We start from the raw sequence: 17,742 nt of genomic DNA, 5'->3' as shown, positions 1-17,742 counted from the left end.
TTAAAATACTTATTTATGCATACAAGAGAGGAAAAATTAGAGGCTTTTGGTAGACTAATCGACGTGCTCGATACATTGCGTGTTAAATGTCCATGGGATAGAAAACAGACAAATGAAAGCCTTAGGCCTAATACGATAGAAGAAACTTTTGAATTGTGTGATGCCTTGATGAAAGATGACAAGAAGAATATATGCAAAGAACTGGGAGATGTTTTATTGCATGTGTGCTTCTATTCGCTGATTGGTAGTGAGACCGGAGATTTCGACATAGCAGATGTATGTAATCGTGAGGCTGATAAATTAATATTCAGGCATCCGCATGTTTACGGAAATGTTGAAGCTGAAACAGCCGAGCAAGTAACAGAGAATTGGGAACAAATCAAATTGAAAGAAAAAGATGGCAATAAAAGTGTTCTTTCAGGTGTGCCTGATGCCTTGCCTTCATTAATTAAGGCCTATAGAATACAAGATAAAGCGAGGAATGTTGGATTTGATTGGGAAGATAGAATTGATGTTTGGAAAAAAGTGCGTGAAGAATTAGACGAACTCGAAACGGAATTGGAGAAGGGTGATAAGGAGAAATCTACAAAAGAGCTTGGCGACTTCTTGTTTAGCGTGATAAATGCAGCACGTCTTTATCATTTGAATCCAGACAATGCCTTGGAACATACAAACCAAAAGTTCATCAGACGTTTCAATTATATTGAAGAACATTCAATAAAATCGGGTAAGCCATTGACAGATATGACGTTATCTGAAATGGACGAACTATGGAATGAAGCTAAAGGATTAGAGAATAATAAATAATCATATTTTTATGAAAAGCTTTAATAGCACATTGCTGTTCTTATGTGTACTTATTATCGCAGGTTGCAATAATAAAAGATCTGCACCGGTAATAGATATTTTACCAGCTGATAGTGCGGTTGTAGATACAACAGTTTATGGCAGATGTGGTGACGGTACGGCCATGCACACGTTAGAACTTGTTACAGACAAGAATGACACAATTGTCTATACTCTTGAAGGTGTTGATACTTGTACAGATGTGCAGGGCGGATTATTCGTCGGCGACCGAATAGCTGTAATAGGTGAACGTGTTAATGGCTTGAACGAGGCAATGTATGCTAAGAAGGTTATTAATCTTACCTCCCTTTTAGGCTTATGGAGTAGTCTTGACAAAAGATTTGAAATACGTGAAGGTGGCGCTGTTGTCAGCAATACAGGAGAACCAAAGCCATATACAGAATGGAAAATACTTAACGGAAAGCTTGTACTTTCATCAGATACGTTTGATATTTATTCATTGGGCCCGGATTCATTGTATCTGGAGAATGACAAGGGAATATACGGATATAAACGTGTGCGCAATGAAAATATAGACAACAAAATTGATGATACAAATAAATAGTTAAATTCATCCATAAGCATGCAGCCGTTTAAGATTCGTATTTTAGGATGTGGAAGTGCATTGCCGACATTAAAACATTTTGCGTCATCTCAAATCATCGAGGTGAGGGACAAAACATTTATGGTCGATTGTGGTGAGGGGACGCAAATACAAGTAAGAAGGGCAAGGATACATTTCAACAAGATTTTTGCTATCTTTATAACGCACTTGCATGGTGACCACTGTTTCGGATTAATAGGCTTGATTTCGACTTTGGGCATGTTGGGGCGTACTGCTCCTTTGCATATATATGCTCCTAAAGAGCTTGGGCCTATATTAAAATTGCAAATGGACTTTTTTTGTAACGGATTAGAATATGAAGTTACTTTTCATGAGGTAGACACGTCTGTTGCGGGGATTGTTTATGAAGATAAAAGTGTAATAGTAAAATCAATCCCGCTTAACCATCGTATTGCTTGTTGTGGATATATGTTCAGTGAAAAACCAACGTTGCCACATATCAGGCGTGATATGATAGATTTTTACAGGATTCCTGAATGCTATCGTAACAATATTAAGAATGGCGCTGATTGGATAACACCTGAAGGCGAAGTTATTCCTAATAATAGGTTGACAGAACCTGCAGCGGCACCTCGTTCTTATGCTTATTGCTCTGACACAAAATATTTACCTGAGTTATATAAGCTTGTTTATGGAGTTAACCTAATTTATCATGAAGCTACTTATTGTAGTGAAAACGAGAACAGAGCATCGTTATATTACCATAGTACGGCAAAACAAGCTGCTACAGTTGCTTTAAATGCTAAGGCAAAATCACTTTTGCTCGGTCATTTTTCTGCGCGTTATGATAACGAGAACGCAATACTCAATGAAGCCCGTAATATATTTCCTAATACTTATTTAGCTAACGAAATGTCAGTTTTTGATGTCGAATAAGTAAAAAAATATTATATAATTTTGTTTTGTAATAAAATAGATGTATCTTTGCATAAATAAGATGAGCGTATGGCAAGGATTTTACTTATAATACCTTTTGTTTTGGTTATGCTGTTTACAGTTCCAGCTGTAAGCCGTACGAATATGGCTGTTGAAATCATTGATACAGAGTTTCAGGAAATAACAATATCCGTCAAGGCTTCCACATTGCATGTAACCGGAGCAAATGGTTTGATGCTGAATATTTATAATGTAGCTGGAGTGCGGGTTATGAGCGTTAAAGTAACAGGCCAAGACTGCCGTTATGAGCTTAACCTGCCGAAAGGTTGCTATATAGTTCAAGTCGGAGGTAAAACAACAAGAAAGATATCTATAAAATAAGTGACTTTTATTTTGCCACGACTAGTTTTTTTTCTGATACTTGTTTTAATTACGTGCTCTTCTTGCCTTGACAATGTGCGTAATCCAAATAAGGGACTTACTTTGGATGATTTCTCCAAATTGAGCGACGACAGATTTAAGCTGGATTCAAGAAAAATACGCAAAAATATCGCTCGCCTTATTGAGGCTGACGGCATAATGCTGCCTGTCGACAGGTTGATTAGAGGTTATTATTTATCTGAAAAACCATATATATGGATCAATCGTTTAGGGATTCAAAAGCGTGCCGATTCTCTTCTCGTAATATTGGAAAACGCCGGAACGTGTGGAGTTAATACAAAAATATTGCGTGTCAAGCAACTTAAGGATGATTTGTATCGCATGCGAACCCTTCAAATAGATGCAGAAAGTGGTGATATAAATATGCTTATGGCACGATTGGAATATAATCTGACCAAGTCGTATTTACGCTATTCATCTATTTTGCGGTTTGGCATATCCAATCCGGATTATCTTTACAATAATTTTGAGAAACTCGAAAATGATTCTGTTTCAGAACGTTATCGTCAGCTTTCAGATTTGAAGATAGAACGCCCTAATGCGGAATTCATCCAACAAGCTTTAGCAAAAGCTTTAAATGATAGTATTAATGATTTTTTCGTTACGCTTCAACCTAAAAGTAAATTATATAGAAGTCTTTTAAATTTGTTGGGACAACAAAATCTTAAACCGGCATACAGGATGAAGCTTCTTTGTAATATTGAGCGTTGCAGATGGAGGTTGACGAAATTTCCAGATAATGAAATCGAAAGAAGAATAGAAGCTAACATTCCGTCATATTCAGTGCGTGCCATTGATAACGGCAATGTTTTATATATGCGTATGGCATGTGGGGCATTAAAGCATAAGACACCACTTTTGGCAAGCAACGTAATGCGTATGGATATCAACCCACAGTGGATTGTTCCTAAAAGCATTGCCAAAGGTTTTATACATAGGCCGGAGTACATGCATAGGATGGGGATGTTTGTTTATGACAAGAAAGAGGGGCGGTTATCGCCAGAGCAAGCATCATATGAAAGAATGATGAACGGTGAACAGTATATCATCCAATCCGGTGGCCCTAAAAATTCTCTCGGCAGGATTATTTTCCGTTTTGACAACGGATTTTCAGTATTTCTTCATGATACGTCTTCTCCAGGTGTATTCAAGCGTGCCGGAAGGGCAGTAAGCCATGGTTGCATAAGGGTTGAAAAGCCATATGAACTTGCATTGTTCTTAATGAAGGATGAGGATGACGAACTGGCTGATAAGTTGAAATATTCGATGACAGTTAATTTGTTTGAGGATAATGATTCAATCCCGAATAAGAATATCGATAAAAAAAAGATGGTTAGGACACTTTATGTGAAACCGCCAGTTCCAATATTCATTACATATTATACAATTTATTACGATGAATCAGGCCATATTGTTGATTATCAGGATGTTTATGGTTATGATGCAGCCTTGGAAAAACAATTGAAACCTTTTGTTGAGTAGTATGATGGGCGATGATGATAAAATATGCGAATTGCTTGCTTCCGGTAAGTCCAAGAAAAAAGCATTTGAAATGATTGTAAAATCATATAGTAAATGCTTGTATTGGAAAATCCGATATATAGTGCTTACACATGAGGATGCAGACGATGTGCTTCAAAATACATTCCTGAAAGCTTGGAGTAACATAGACTCGTTTCGTGGAAATTCCAAACTTTCGACGTGGCTTTATAGTATTGCCATAAATGAAGCCCTTGATTATCTTCGTAAAAGCAAGAACTCTATAGGAGCAGGCAATACTGATGACATGAATATTGCCCATAAACTTATGGCTGACGAGTATTTCGATGGCGATGAGATACATGCTATGCTCATGCAGGCCGTTGCCCTGCTGCCGGACGTGCAAAGAACAGTTTTTAATTTGAGGTATTTTGACAATCTGAAATATAGCGAGATTAGCGCCATCCTCAATACGTCTGAAGGGGCATTGAAGGCTTCATACCATATTGCAGTAAAAAAAATATCAGACTATTTTCATTTACACGAATGATTTTATTAATGTCTGTGATTAAACTTTTTATTCGAGTAAACGTCATAAGTGTAAATGATGATTAACTATGAAAGAAGAATATTTGTTAGAACAGAAATTCGGCAAGCCGAGACCGTTCAACGTTCCTGATGGATATTTTGAGCAGTTTGAAGCCGAAATCATAAATAAGTTCTCTGCTGAAAAATTTGCTGAGGAGCGTCCAATAAGGAGATGGTTGCGCCCTGTAACATGGGCAGCTTGTGCCGCTATCGCAGTTGTATCAGCATTTGTATATTTTAGAAATGCAAATGTCGGGACGGATGTTGTAGCAAGTGTGCATGCAGACGAATTATCTCCGGCGTATAATGACAATATCGTTGATGAATTGTCAGATTTCGCAATGTTGGACAATGATGATTTATATTCATTAATGGCTGATGAATAAAGTATTTGACATGAAACAGCTGATATTAGTATTTTGTCTTTTATTCGTTATGCAGGAGGCTGTAGCCCAACATAAACGCAATGGATTCACTCCTGAGAGATTTCAGGCGGAATTGGAGCAATATATAACGAAAAAGGCATGCCTAACTCCTAAAGAGGCCTCAAAATTTTTTCCGGTATATTCCGAAATGCTTAGCAAGCAACGTGCTATACATAAAAAAATGAGGAATCTCAAAAGAATAAAGCCAACAACTGATTCTGAATGCAAAAAGAATATAAAGAAGCGTGATGAGTATGAAATCGAAATCAAGGAAATTCAACGTACTTATCATGAAAAGTTCATGCAGATATTGCCGGCACAAAAAGTCTATGATATATTGAATGCTGAAGATAGGTTTCATCGACAGATGTTCAAAATGGCAGCAGGAAAAAAACGAAAGAAAAGATAATAGCTTGCGGGGAATGAATGATCCATTGCATTGGTAGTGAGTAAATATAAGTTGTCCGATTTATATAACAGGCTTGTTCAATTATAGAATGAGCCTTTTTTGTTGTCCGATATACGGTGTTTTGTCATCCAATACACGCTGTTTTATCAGATAAAATGCCGTAAATCATTAACATGTTGAAAATCAACATGTTGTCTTAATGTTACGTTATTGTTCTCATTTTGTTTTCTCTTTTAGAATGATATTGTCTTTAATTCAAAGTAAAATTCGTACTTTTGCACCGCTTTTCATAAAGGTACATAAAAAGTTCTATAACGACATGAATTCTAAAGTAAAAGGGACCTTGTGCGGTATCGGGGCAGCTGTAAGTTACGGACTGAATCCTTTAGGTGCATTGCCGCTATATGCTGACGGCATAAATACCAATTCTGTATTGTTCTACAGATACGGCATAGCCGTAATATTGCTGGCTCTGTTTATGTTGTCGACTAAAAAGTCTTTTGCCGTATCGTTGAAAGAACTGTCAGTTCTTGCGCCATTAGGAATATTATTTTCAATGTCATCACTTACGTTGTTCGACAGTTTTCATTACATGGATGCCGGCATTGCGTGTACGCTGTTGTTTGTATATCCCGTAATGGTCGCAGTGATTATGGCCGTATTCTTTAAGGAAAAAGTTACTTTAGTGACATCTTTTTCAATCGTTATGGCACTTTTCGGTATTGCGCTGTTATATCGTGGGGGAGACGGAGTGTCACTAAACACATTAGGAGTATTTCTTGTGATGGTGTCTTCTTTGACATATGCTTTGTACATTATTATTCTAAACAAGTCGTTTCTACGGATGTCATCATTGAAACTTACGTTTTACGTGCTTTCTTTTGGCATTATCTTGATTATAATAAACTCTATTTTTGGAGGTGATTCAGCGCGTATTCAGATGCTTTCCACCGTGAGGACTTGGGCTTTTGCCTCAATGCTGGCGTTGTTTCCCACAGTCATATCATTACTCCTAATGACGGTCGCAGTCCACGAAATAGGCTCAACACCGACAGCTGTAATGGGGGCATTGGAGCCATTAACGGCTGTTGTTCTTGGAGTTACGCTGTTTGGTGAACAGTTTACTTCACGTTTGGGCTGCGGTATTATGATGATTCTTTCAGCAGTTATCCTGATAGTACTTGGTGGCTCAATATCATTAAACCGTATAACGGTGGTGCTTGGCAAGTTCGGCAGAGTGTTAATCAAGCATTGGAGATGGAAATGACGACATAGCAAAAAGGACATTAATGCCGGAAAGGGAAATTATCCATATTGACATGGACGCTTTCTTTGCGTCAATAGAGCAAAGAGACAAGCCTGAACTTCGCGGTCTGCCGATAGCCGTTGGTTTTGACGGGCCGCGAGGCGTCGTCTCAACCGCCAGTTACGAGGCAAGGAAATATGGAGTACATTCGGCTATGTCCATTGCAAAAGCCAAACGGCTATGTCCAGGGTTGATAATTGTTCCATCGGATTTCCGGCGATATAAAGAAGTATCTGCCAAGGTGCATGAAATATTCAGCAGATATACAGATATTATCGAACCGTTGTCTATTGATGAAGCATTCCTTGACGTTACGGACGGACGGAATGATATGTCGGCTGTGGAAATAGCCGAGGAAATTAGGGCTAAGATACATGAAGAATTGCAGTTAACGGCCTCTGCGGGAGTTTCATACAATAAATTCTTAGCAAAAATTGCTTCAGACATGAACAAACCCGATGGGCTATATGTTATAACTCCAGAACAGTCTCATGAGTTTTTATCAGCGCTTCCTATTGAAAAGTTTTGGGGCGTAGGTCCAAAAACAGCTATGATAATGCATAAAATGGGTATATTCAACGGCTTACAGTTGCGTATGTGCTCATTGACACATTTGACCGAGGTTTTCGGCAAGATGGGTAAGGTATATTATGACTTTTCCCGTGGTATTGATAACAGGCCGGTAGAACCGGTAAGACTACGCAAATCTGTTGGATGTGAACAGACTTTTCTTGATGATTTAAACAAAAAGTCAGCGGTTATAATCGAGCTGTATCATATTGTTACGGAATTGGTTGAACGATTGCGTAAAAGTAATTTCCGAGGGTGTACAGTAACGCTGAAAATCAAGTTTTATGATTTTTCCCAGATAACACGAAGCATTACGCAGGCTAAGGTGTTTGAAGGCAAGGAGGATATTCTGCCTGTTGTAAAAAGACTTATGTCACAAGTAGATTATTCGTCGAAACCAATAAGACTGATTGGGCTTGCCATATCTAATCCACCCGAAGACATACGATGCGGAGAATGGATTGAAGGAGAGCTTGAGTTTAAGGATTAGTGTGATTTTAATAACAATAGTTTGTGTTTATAGAATATGTTTTGTAAATTTGCAACAAGTTTAATGCGAACAGTATAAATCCATAAGATGAAACAAACAAAAATCGTAGCTTCAATCAGTGACCAAAGGTGTGACGTCGAGTTCATACGTCAGTTGTTTGATGCCGGAATGAACATAGTCAGAATGAATACGGCCCATGCATCACCCGACGGAATCCGTAAAATTATAAAAAACACACGTTCCGTAAGCCGACATTTGGGAATACTTATCGACACCAAGGGTCCTGAGGTGCGTACAACAGGAGCTGACGCACCAATAGATTACAAGACTGGAGACGTAGTCAAGATTTTCGGGCGTCCGGAAATGGACACTGAGCACGATATTATCAATTTGTCGTATGAGAATTTTGCCGATGACATACATGTCGGCGATGATATCCTGTTTGACGACGGTGCTATTGATATGAAAGTCATTGGGATCAATGGCCCGGCTGTCGTTGCCCAAGTGCAGAATGATGGCCAATTAGGATCGCATAAAAGCGTGAATGTACCTGGTGTTCATATAGATCTTCCTGCGCTTACGGAAAAAGATAAGCGCAATATATTGCTTGCAATAGAAGAGGATATAGATTTCATTGCACACTCTTTTGTCCGCAATAAAGAAGACGTGCTCGCTGTGCAGAAGATTCTTGACGAGCATAATAGCGACATCAAGATTATATCTAAAATTGAAAATCAGGAAGGGGTTGACAATATAGACGAAATTATTGAGGCTTCTTATGGAATAATGATTGCCCGTGGGGATTTGGGAATAGAGGTGCCGATAGAGAAGATTCCAGGAATCCAGCGAATGATAATCCGCAAGTGCAGACTTGCAAAGAAGCCGGTTATCGTTGCTACACAGATGTTGCATACGATGATAAACAACCCTCGGCCGACGCGTGCTGAAGTTACCGACATAGCAAATGCAATTTATTATCGAACTGATGCATTAATGTTGAGTGGTGAGACTGCATCCGGCAAATATCCTGTGGAAGCTGTTAAGACAATGGCTTCAATCGCGGAACAGGCAGAGCAAGACAAAATGTATGATCACGATTTTGACTTTAAGCTTAGTGAAAATTGTGATGTTACTGAATTCTTGGCACGAAATGCCATTGAAGCAACCGAGGTTCTTGGCGTAAAAGGAATCATTACAGATAGCAAGACAGGACTCACAGCAAGAAACCTGGCTGCATTTAGAGGGCCTAATCCGGTTTTGGCAATATGCTATAAAGAAAAGACGCAAAGGTGGTTAGCGCTGAGTTATGGAGTAATTCCTGTTGCACAGCATGAACAGATAGGTCCACAGGAACAGTTTTTGGCAGCACTACGCATGCTTCGTCAAAAAGGATATTTGCGTATGGAAGATAAAATAGCTTATTTAAGTGGAAGTTTCGGTAAAGGTGGCGGTACTACGTTCTTGGAGATAAATACAGTGAAAGACGTTTTTGACCGTTCTTATGAATTCCATCTTCCGAATACATACAGATAAATTCAGGTTTGAGTCAATTTATAAAAAAAAGACGGTTGTAGATTGTCTACAACCGTCTTTTTCGTGTTAAAACTTTACATTTGTTATTTTACCACTCTGTTATTTTCCGGAAAAACAACAGTTGGCTTATATGTTTTTGCTTCTTCAAAATCCATCAGTGCATACGCTATTATAATAACAGTGTCGCCAACCTGACATTTTCTTGCTGCTGCACCGTTCAAGCATATACAACCACTACCGCGTGTGCCTTTTATAATATAAGTTTCAAATCTCTCGCCGTTGTTATTGTTGACTATTTGCACTTTTTCACCGGCAATAAGATTCGCTGCATCCATTAAGTCTTCATCAATAGTTATACTGCCCATATAATTAAGATTTGCTTCCGTAACTTGGACACAGTGCAATTTGCTTTTTAAAACTTCTATCAGCATCTTATTATATTTATATATCAGTAACGTATAAATTATTGGTATTTTATATGGTCAATAAGCCTGACAGGCCGTGCCCCACAATATACGGTTATGCACCCAACGACATAATCAGAGTCTTCCCAATTTTTTATATCTTGTAAAGTGTTTCCGTCAACTATTTCAAAATATTCGACATCAAGTCCGTCAACCGCATTGATTTTATTGACTACATAGTCATGCGTTTCCTGCACGCTATGATTTTTTGCGTAATCAACACTTTCCTTCAATGATTTATAAATGGACGGTGCAATTCGTCTTTCATCAGCAGAAAGCAACGTGTTGCGGGATGATTTAGCGAGGCCGTCACTGTCACGAATAATAGGGCATTCAACAATCTCTATATTTATACCAAGTGACTTTACCATTGCTTTTACTACTGCAATTTGTTGCCAATCTTTCTCTCCGAAATAAGCCTTATCAGGATGGACAATATAAAACAAACGGCTTACAACTTGGCAGACTCCATTAAAATGACCTGGGCGATGTGCACCTTCCATCACGGTTGAAACTGGAGGAAACTCGAAATGTCGATTGTCAGGTGATGGATACATCTCGTCTACAGATGGTGCAAATACGTAATTTGCTCCCACACTCTCCAGTAATTTACAGTCTGCATCAAGATCTCTCGGATATGAATTTAAATCTTTTGGATCATTGAATTGTGTCGGATTGACAAAAACCGAGACAACGGTAACGTCATTATCTTCAACACTTTTTTTTACTAATGAGGCATGACCTTCATGGAGAGCCCCCATTGTAGGTACAAGTCCAACGCTTTTACCCTCTTTCCTGTCGTCAAACAATGCATTCTGAAGTTCGACTATTGTATGAAAAAGCTTCATTATAATATATGTTACGATGCTTTTGATTTTGGCGTGCAAAATAACAACAATTTTCTTAAATAAAGAAGAATAATTAAAAAAATATGCCAATAAGGTGTTGGTTTTGTCTAATTATCAAAAAAATGTACCTATTTTCCGAACTTTTTTCGTACCTTTGCAAGGATAAAAAATTATATCATGGAGGCAAAGAAGGTATTATTTATAAATCAAGAAATTATCCCTTATGTCCCTGAAAGTGAGATGTCGCACTTAGGGCGTTTGATACCTCAAGTTATTCAGGATAAAGGGTACGAGATAAGGACATTCATGCCTAAATGGGGCAATATTAATGAGCGCCGCGGACAATTGCATGAAGTCATCCGTTTATCACGAATGATGCTTATAATTGACGAGACTGACCATCCGCTGATTATTAAAGTAGCTTCCATTCCTTCAACTCGCATACAGGTTTATTTTATTGATAACGAAGATTATTTCACCAAGCGCCTCATGGCTTTTGATGAAAATGGCAAAGAATATGATGACAACGGTGAACGGGCTGTGTTCTTTGCGCGTGGTGTGCTTGAAACTGTAAAAAAACTTCGTTGGATTCCAGATGTCATACATTGTCAGGGATGGATGTGTTCAATAATACCTTTATACATAAAGACTGCATATCAGGATGAACCTTCTTTTGCCAATACAAAAGTGGTCACGTCTTTGTTTTCTGAAGAATTGCACGATAGTCTTGGAGCTAATTTCAGACAGAGCATTGCATTCAGGAATGTAACTCCTGAAATACTTGATAAGTATGGAAGTGATTTTGGTTTTATGGAATTGGAAAAACTTGCAATAGACTATTCTGACGGGGTTGTGAATGCTGGTAAAAATGTTAATCCTGAATTAATTAAGTATGCAGAAGAAAAAGGTTTACCAGTGATGACGAATCCTGCAGATGACGAAGTATGTCAAGTTTATGATGATTTTTATGATAAGGTAATTGAAGGTAAATAGAAAATAAATTATATTAGTTCATTAGATTTAAATAATCCAGATGAAGTTAAAGTTTTTTTCTGTCGTCACAATTGTCTCAGCGATGATGTTTACTGCATGTGACGAAACTACAGATACAATAGGTACATCGTTGACGGATAACATGGATATGCTTGAGGTTAGTACTGATACTTTTGAGCTCACCTCAAAATCAGTTGTTGTCGATTCTGTTTTATCTCGTAATACGACGGGCTATCTTGGAAAAATCAAGGATCCGGAAACAGGTAATTATATTACCTGCGATTTTATGGCTCAATTTGGAACACTTGAGGATTATGAACTGCCCGAAATTGACAGCATCGCAAGTCTTTCTGAAGCATTTAATGAAAATGACTCAAGGGAGGATATGATAAATAAAATTGTTGCAGATTCATGCCATATCCGCCTTTTTTATACCAGCTACTATGGTGATTCTTTAGCCACAATGAATATGACGGCTTATGAGATGTCCAAGCCAATGGAGGAGAATAAGAAATATTATTCTAATTTCGATCCTAAAGAGGAATATGTCGGTAATGACGGCATGAAAATCAACAAAACTTATACTCTTGTTGACCTCAGCATTAGTGACGATGAAAGGGCTGACGAAAGTTCTTATACCCCAAATATCAAAATTAATTTAAATCAGCCGTACACAGACAAAAACGGAAAGACATATAATAATTTTGGTACTTACATAATGCGCAAGTATTATGAGAATCCCGAATATTTTAAGAATTCGTATAATTTTATACATAATGTATGCCCCGGATTTTATTTTGAAATTAATGATGGATTGGGTTCAATGGCATATGTATCGGTCAGTCAGTTGAACATATATTTTAAATACAAGAGTGATTCAACATATATAGGTACCTCTACGTTCGCAGGTACTGAAGAAGTGCTGCAGACAACCAATATAGTTAATGATGATAAATCATTAGATAATCTGGCCGAAGATAACACATGTACATACCTTAAGACACCGTCAGCAATATTCACTGAACTTACTTTGCCAGTGGATGAGGTCAGACGTGGACACGAGAACGATACATTGAATACTGCAAAACTTGTACTTACACGACTCAATAATAAGACCCACAGTGAATATGCCTTGGATGTCCCGACTACATTGTTGATGATACCAAGTGACAGTATTAACAGTTTCTTTGAGAACGAGGATATTGTTGATTACCAAAGATCGTTCATTGCCACTTATGACGGTGCATCTTCATCTTCCGCACATAATTACAATACTTATACATTTGATAATATTTCCGGCATGATATCGTCAATGTATAATGCGAAAAATACGGGATTGGCAGATAATCCCAATTGGATTGATGAACATGAGAATTGGAATAAGGTAGTAATAATTCCTGTATCAGTGACAACGAATAGTTCAAGCCAGATTGTTAAAGTTGTCCATGATATGAGTCTTACGAGTACACGTCTTGTTGGTGGAAGCGCAAACCCCAATGCACCGATAACTTTGACTGTTGTATATAGTAAATTTAATCATAACGATGGCAGATAATTTTCTTGAAAGACATCAGGCAGAATATGAAAAACGTAAAGCTGAATGGTTACGCAAGAAAAAGCATTTGTCTAAATCTAAAGTAAAGAGACAACCTTATAATGAAGATAAATAATTTTGCTAAATCTTTATTATCATAAGAAATAAAAAGAGGCCCCAGAATAATTATTCCGGGGCCTCTTTTTATTGTGTAATTAGATTATTCAATATTCAATGACAATCAATGGAGTATCTTCCATGACACTTTCACCTTCGCTTACAAGTACAGCCGTAACTTTTCCGCCTCGTTCAGCATCAAGATTGTTGGCCATTTTCATCGCTTCGAGTACAACAACTGTGTCACCGGCTTTAACTTCATCTCCAACAGCTACCTTTATTTCGGTTATAACTCCAGGTAAAGGTGACTTTACTGCATTATTGAGATTTACTTTTGCGCTGTGTCCAGTTGCGGGTTGGGTTTCTGAAGTCGGTTGAGCCACAGGTTTTACTACAACTTTCTTCTTTTCAGGTTCCGGCTCTTTCTCCATTTCAACTTTATATTCCTCGCCATTAACTATGACGTTTGCGATGTTATCTTCTATGCCGGCAATAGTAACCTCATACTTATTGCCGTTGATTGTATATTTGTATTCTTTCATTGCTTAATATTTTGTGGATGAGGTGTCATGCTTAACGAGTGCATCTCCCATTCGCTATATTTGCTCTTGATGGTGATGATTCCCGCTTCCTTGTCATGCACATTATTTCCGTTGAACTCATGCAAAGCCAGTGCAATGGCTGCATACACTTCGTTCTTGTTCATTGTTCTTTGCTTTAAAATGATTGAAAACAATTACATCGGGATATTGCCATGTTTCTTGGCTGGCAGTCCGTCTCTCTTGGTTGCCAACTGAGCCAATGCACGGCAAATACGGAAGCGTGTATTTCGAGGTTCTATAACGTCGTCAATATATCCATATTTTGCAGCCTGGTATGGATTTGCAAACATTTCAGTATATTCTTCCTCTTTCTCAGCAAGGAAGGCTTTGGGGTCGTCTTGCGCTTTTGCTTCCTTTGCACACAGTACAGCAACGGCACCACTTGCACCCATAACTGCAATTTCAGCAGAAGGCCATGCATAGTTAATGTCTGTACGGAGTTGCTTACAACCCATCACGATATGACTTCCTCCATAGCTCTTACGCAATGTAACTGTAACCTTTGGTACGGTTGCTTCACCATATGCATAAAGCAACTGGGCTCCGTGCAGGATGACCGCATTATATTCCTGACCGGTTCCAGGGAGGAATCCAGGAACGTCAACAAGGCTGACGATAGGTATGTTGAACGCATCGCAGAATCGAACAAAGCGTGCTCCCTTTCTACTTGAATTTACATCCAATACGCCGGCATAGCATGAAGGCTGGTTTGCAACGATACCTACACTTTGCCCGTTGAAACGTGCAAATCCCACAATTATATTTTTTGCAAATTTAGGTTGTACTTCAAAGAATTCACCGTTGTCAGTTATCGCACCGATAACCTTGTACATATCATAAGCCTGATTTGGATCTTCCGGGATTATTTCGTTCAACGAATCTTCCATACGGTTAATCGGGTCGGTGCATTCTTTTCGTGGAGCCTCTTCCATGTTGTTAGAAGGAATGTAGCTAAGCAATGTCTTGATCATTTCCATTGCCTCTTCTTCAGTTGAAGCAGTAAAGTGTGTTACACCACTCTTCGTAGAGTGTACACTTGCGCCACCGAGATGTTCCTGGTCGATATCCTCTCCAGTCACAGTCTTTACCACTTTCGGTCCGGTAAGGAACATGTATGATGTGTTTTCCATCATCAGGGTAAAGTCAGTCAATGCAGGAGAATATACGGCACCACCAGCGCAAGGCCCGAAAATTCCGCTGATCTGTGGAATTACACCTGAAGCAAGAATGTTGCGTTCGAAGATTTCCGCAAATCCGGCCAATGCACATATACCTTCCTGGATACGTGCACCGCCCGAGTCATTTATACCGATAACCGGGGCACCCATTTTCATTGCCATATCCATAACCTTGCATATCTTCTGAGCCATAGTCTCAGACAGAGAGCCGCCATTGACAGTAAAATCCTGTGCGAAGATATAAACCAGCCTTCCATCTATAGTACCACATCCGGCAACGACACCGTCGCCTAAATATTGTTTTTTCTCCATGCCGAAGTTGGTACAACGGTGCAGCTTGAACATGTCGAACTCTTCGAAACTTCCTTCATCAAGAAGCATGTCAATACGTTCACGGGCCGTATATTTGCCACGTGCATGCTGTTTCTCAATGGCTTTTTCGCCACCTCCGAGACGAGCCTGTTCGCGTTTTGCGATAAGCTCCTTGATTTTTTCTACTTGTTTGCTCATTGATTCTTATTTATTAGTTGTGAGGGCCGTTGGGCTTTATGAAATGTTGCATTGAAAAGCAACGCAACATTTCATAAAGCCGTCATGCCTTAATACCTTATAATAATATTATTATTGTTCACAAAGTTCGGTGAGTATTCCGCATGTTGATTTCGGATGAAGAAAAGCTATGTTAAGGTTCTCCGCACCTTTTCTTGGAGCTTTGTCGATAAGGCGCAGACCTTTACTCTCACATTCGGCCAATGCATTGCTTACACCATCTTCAATGCAGAATGCCACATGGTGAACACCGTGGTTGCCTTTATCGAGCCATTTTTGTATTGTACTGTCCGGAGATGTCGGCTCAAGTAATTCGAGCTTTACCTCGCCGCATTTTAGAAAGGCAGTCTTTACTTTCTGGTCTGCCACTTCTTCTACAGCATAACACTTTAGACCTAAAACATTCTCGAAATAGGGTAGGGCTTCCTCTATGCTCGGAACGGCAATACCCAAATGTTCAATACGTGAAATTTTCATACTATTATCATTTAAATAAGATTTGCCATAAGATAACGCACGATACGGATGAAATGTATTTTTCATATATTAGTACCGATTAATTATCCGTTGCAAAGATAATACAAAAAAGTGAGATACTTAATAATTAGAAAAAAAATGATTGAAAATATGTATTTATATGATTTTGCTATTATGATAAGCCAGTCAATATAGCTAAAAACAAATAAGAACAACTCATAATCAGTAAAAGAAATACAAATCTCGATAAAAGTGTTACTATATATTTTATCTTATGCGATTATCTTTGCATAAAAAATAGAGCTATGACAGATAACGGAAAAATAAACCGGAGAAGTTTTATCAAGACTTCCTCAATTGTCGGAGGGGCGTTTTTTATGAAGAGTATTCTTCCTGGCCAGGCAATGGAAATGTTGCCTAAAATTGATAATGCTGAAAATGACAAATTAACAGGTGATGCAATATTAAAAGGAGTGTGTGACATTCATTTGCACTGTAGTCCTGATTCACGTGAGCGGTGCATTGATGAATATCATTTTATGCAAGATGCCGTGCATGCCGGTTATCGTGCCGTTATGTTTAAGTCTAATGATTTCAGCTGTCATGACAGGGCGTATATTATACGTCAGGCACTATCTGGAGCTGAATGTTATGGAAGTTTTTGCATGAATCGAGTTCACGGTGATAGGGTTAACCCTTTCGCTGCGCGTAAAGCCGTAGAAACAAGCGGAGGTCTTTGCCGCTGTATATGGCTGCCGACATTGGACGCTTCATACCAATACAAATATGAAGGACGTAAAGAGCGAGGCATTCCGGTATTGGATGACAATGGCAATGTATTGCCTGAAGTTGTAAAAGTAATGGAGATTTGCGCAGAAGCAAACATTATTTTGGCTACAGGCCATTCGTCACCGGACGAAAGTATAACTCTTATACGTAAAGCTAATGTTTCATGCGGCAAATGCATAGCTAAGTGTCCCCAGAAATTGGACATTCCAAACCTGTTGGCAAAAGTAAAGGAAACTATGGGTAGGTGACGATAATGCTCACAACTCAAGTGCGATTATAAATTATCACTTTTAAGTATGACTTATCTTTTGATTTACAATTTCCATAGGTGATATAAATCCTTTCTTTCAGTGGATGGGCGTGCATTACTTATAAAATGAAATGCGGTCAATGACATTGTAAAACACCGTCGTTTATCGTTTAAAACACGGCATTTTGCAATGTCATTGACTGCGTTTGATAATATTGCCGGGCTTTATTATATTTCCGAATATTGTACTGGGCATTTGGGTAATGTGTTTTCTTGAACACATAAAGAGTTTTTTATTCGTCGTTGTTTCCTTTCATCAATAAAATGTTTTATATTTGCATTATAACGTGAAA

Annotated in this window: 21 protein-coding genes; 15 read left to right on the top strand and 6 right to left on the bottom strand. The window is 38.5% G+C overall.

Annotated features, from left to right (window positions below; translation table 11 throughout):
• Positions 1–15: 15 nt before the first annotated feature.
• From mazG to pyk, 11 genes are all read left to right on the top strand, one after another.
• On the top strand, positions 16–807 hold the full coding sequence (gene mazG / locus H6A34_RS01560; protein ID WP_205103047.1) for a nucleoside triphosphate pyrophosphohydrolase: 792 nt from the start codon (positions 16–18) through the stop codon (positions 805–807).
• Between the two features lie 10 nt (positions 808–817).
• Positions 818–1,411 (top strand): lipocalin-like domain-containing protein, encoded by a 594-nt coding sequence (locus H6A34_RS01555; RefSeq protein WP_205103045.1) that lies wholly within the window; start codon positions 818–820, stop codon positions 1,409–1,411.
• Between the two features lie 18 nt (positions 1,412–1,429).
• Positions 1,430–2,347, top strand: a complete 918-nt coding sequence (locus H6A34_RS01550) for a ribonuclease Z (RefSeq protein ID WP_205103044.1) — start codon at positions 1,430–1,432, stop codon at positions 2,345–2,347.
• A gap of 69 nt (positions 2,348–2,416) precedes the next feature.
• Positions 2,417–2,728, top strand: a complete 312-nt coding sequence (locus H6A34_RS01545; RefSeq protein WP_021948107.1) for a T9SS type A sorting domain-containing protein — start codon at positions 2,417–2,419, stop codon at positions 2,726–2,728.
• A 102-nt stretch (positions 2,729–2,830) separates the two neighbouring features.
• Positions 2,831–4,270 (top strand): L,D-transpeptidase family protein, encoded by a 1,440-nt coding sequence (locus H6A34_RS01540; protein WP_205103042.1) that lies wholly within the window; start codon positions 2,831–2,833, stop codon positions 4,268–4,270.
• 1 nt (position 4,271) lies between these two features.
• The gene (locus H6A34_RS01535; protein WP_205103040.1) at positions 4,272–4,817 is read left to right on the top strand and encodes an RNA polymerase sigma factor; all 546 of its coding nucleotides are present in this window, start codon (positions 4,272–4,274) and stop codon (positions 4,815–4,817) included.
• Positions 4,818–4,884: 67 nt separating this feature from the next.
• Positions 4,885–5,241, top strand: coding sequence for a hypothetical protein (locus tag H6A34_RS01530; protein WP_205103039.1), 357 nt, complete (start codon positions 4,885–4,887; stop codon positions 5,239–5,241).
• 10 nt (positions 5,242–5,251) lie between these two features.
• Entirely contained in the window at positions 5,252–5,689 is a 438-nt protein-coding gene (locus H6A34_RS01525; protein ID WP_205103037.1) for a hypothetical protein, read from the top strand.
• 319 nt (positions 5,690–6,008) lie between these two features.
• Complete coding sequence (locus H6A34_RS01520) at positions 6,009–6,956, top strand: DMT family transporter (protein ID WP_205103035.1); 948 nt, start codon at positions 6,009–6,011, stop codon at positions 6,954–6,956.
• A 22-nt stretch (positions 6,957–6,978) separates the two neighbouring features.
• Positions 6,979–8,055, top strand: coding sequence for a DNA polymerase IV (gene dinB, locus H6A34_RS01515; protein WP_205103033.1), 1,077 nt, complete (start codon positions 6,979–6,981; stop codon positions 8,053–8,055).
• A gap of 87 nt (positions 8,056–8,142) precedes the next feature.
• On the top strand, positions 8,143–9,588 hold the full coding sequence (gene pyk, locus H6A34_RS01510) for a pyruvate kinase (RefSeq protein ID WP_021948100.1): 1,446 nt from the start codon (positions 8,143–8,145) through the stop codon (positions 9,586–9,588).
• Positions 9,589–9,671: 83 nt separating this feature from the next.
• On the opposite strand, the gene panD is transcribed toward pyk, so the two are convergent.
• The gene (panD, locus tag H6A34_RS01505; RefSeq protein ID WP_021948099.1) at positions 9,672–10,019 is read right to left on the bottom strand and encodes an aspartate 1-decarboxylase; all 348 of its coding nucleotides are present in this window, start codon (positions 10,017–10,019) and stop codon (positions 9,672–9,674) included.
• Between the two features lie 32 nt (positions 10,020–10,051).
• Positions 10,052–10,900, bottom strand: coding sequence for a pantoate--beta-alanine ligase (gene panC / locus H6A34_RS01500; protein WP_205103091.1), 849 nt, complete (start codon positions 10,898–10,900; stop codon positions 10,052–10,054).
• Between the two features lie 177 nt (positions 10,901–11,077).
• Here panC and H6A34_RS01495 point away from each other — a divergent pair, with 177 nt between their 5' ends.
• The 3 genes from H6A34_RS01495 to H6A34_RS01485 are packed head-to-tail and all read left to right on the top strand — an operon-like array spanning position 11,078 to position 13,563.
• Entirely contained in the window at positions 11,078–11,893 is an 816-nt protein-coding gene (locus tag H6A34_RS01495; RefSeq protein WP_205103025.1) for a glycogen/starch synthase, read from the top strand.
• Positions 11,894–11,933: 40 nt separating this feature from the next.
• On the top strand, positions 11,934–13,448 hold the full coding sequence (locus H6A34_RS01490) for a DUF4270 domain-containing protein (RefSeq protein ID WP_205103023.1): 1,515 nt from the start codon (positions 11,934–11,936) through the stop codon (positions 13,446–13,448).
• Positions 13,438–13,563, top strand: coding sequence for a dehydrogenase (locus H6A34_RS01485; protein WP_205103020.1), 126 nt, complete (start codon positions 13,438–13,440; stop codon positions 13,561–13,563). The genes H6A34_RS01490 and H6A34_RS01485 overlap by 11 nt, the downstream gene beginning before the upstream one ends.
• An 88-nt stretch (positions 13,564–13,651) precedes the next feature.
• On the opposite strand, the gene H6A34_RS01480 is transcribed toward H6A34_RS01485, so the two are convergent.
• The 4 genes from H6A34_RS01480 to mce form a co-directional block, all read right to left on the bottom strand.
• On the bottom strand, positions 13,652–14,086 hold the full coding sequence (locus tag H6A34_RS01480) for a biotin/lipoyl-containing protein (RefSeq protein WP_205103018.1): 435 nt from the start codon (positions 14,084–14,086) through the stop codon (positions 13,652–13,654).
• Positions 14,083–14,250, bottom strand: a complete 168-nt coding sequence (locus H6A34_RS01475; protein WP_021948093.1) for a hypothetical protein — start codon at positions 14,248–14,250, stop codon at positions 14,083–14,085. The genes H6A34_RS01480 and H6A34_RS01475 overlap by 4 nt, the downstream gene beginning before the upstream one ends.
• A 30-nt stretch (positions 14,251–14,280) precedes the next feature.
• Positions 14,281–15,834, bottom strand: a complete 1,554-nt coding sequence (locus H6A34_RS01470; RefSeq protein WP_021948092.1) for an acyl-CoA carboxylase subunit beta — start codon at positions 15,832–15,834, stop codon at positions 14,281–14,283.
• Positions 15,835–15,945: 111 nt separating this feature from the next.
• On the bottom strand, positions 15,946–16,350 hold the full coding sequence (gene mce / locus H6A34_RS01465) for a methylmalonyl-CoA epimerase (RefSeq protein WP_021948091.1): 405 nt from the start codon (positions 16,348–16,350) through the stop codon (positions 15,946–15,948).
• 305 nt (positions 16,351–16,655) lie between these two features.
• Between mce and H6A34_RS01460 the strand changes: the two genes are divergently transcribed.
• Complete coding sequence (locus H6A34_RS01460) at positions 16,656–17,387, top strand: DUF6282 family protein (RefSeq protein ID WP_205103016.1); 732 nt, start codon at positions 16,656–16,658, stop codon at positions 17,385–17,387.
• Positions 17,388–17,742 lie beyond the last annotated feature (355 nt).

This window comes from Marseilla massiliensis (assembly GCF_016899855.1).
Lineage (GTDB): Bacteria > Bacteroidota > Bacteroidia > Bacteroidales > Bacteroidaceae > Prevotella.
Note: the sequence above shows the minus strand (reverse complement) of the source record. Positions and strands in the feature narration are given on the sequence as shown.